At 56.2% G+C, this 461-nt stretch carries 1 protein-coding gene; it reads right to left on the reverse strand.

What is annotated here, in order from left to right; genetic code table 11:
* Window positions 1-461: ribonucleotide-diphosphate reductase subunit beta (locus V3W40_RS34570; RefSeq protein ID WP_330216546.1), on the reverse strand; the 461-nt coding region annotated here is incomplete at both ends.

Here is a 461-nt window from a genome sequence, read left to right on the forward strand (position 1 = left end):
CCGCGCGGCATGGTATCCCGCGCATATTCAATCTCCAGCTGAGTCCCCTGCAGGATCATCTGGGTCGCTTCTTCCTTCATCTCGGCATCCCACAGGTGTGGGTTTTCGATCTTGATCTGGTTGATCACGTCGATACCGAAGTTCAGGTGCATCGACTCATCGCGCAGGATGTACTGGAACTGCTCGGCCACGCCGGTCATTTTGTTGCGGCGGCCCATGGACAAAATCTGGGTGAAGCCGCAGTAGAAGAAGATGCCTTCCAGCACGCAGTAGTAGGCGACCAGGTTGCGCAGCAGTTCCTTGTCGGTGTCGACGGTGCCGGTTTCGAACTTCGGATCGGAGATCGAGCGGGTGTATTTCAGGCCCCAGGCTGCCTTCTTAGCCACCGATGGAATCTCGTGGTACATGTTGAAGATCTCGCCTTCATCCATGGCCAACGATTCGATGCAGTACTGGTAGGC

The organism is Pseudomonas sp. AM8 (assembly GCF_036346475.1).
Lineage (GTDB): Bacteria > Pseudomonadota > Gammaproteobacteria > Pseudomonadales > Pseudomonadaceae > Aquipseudomonas > Aquipseudomonas marginalis.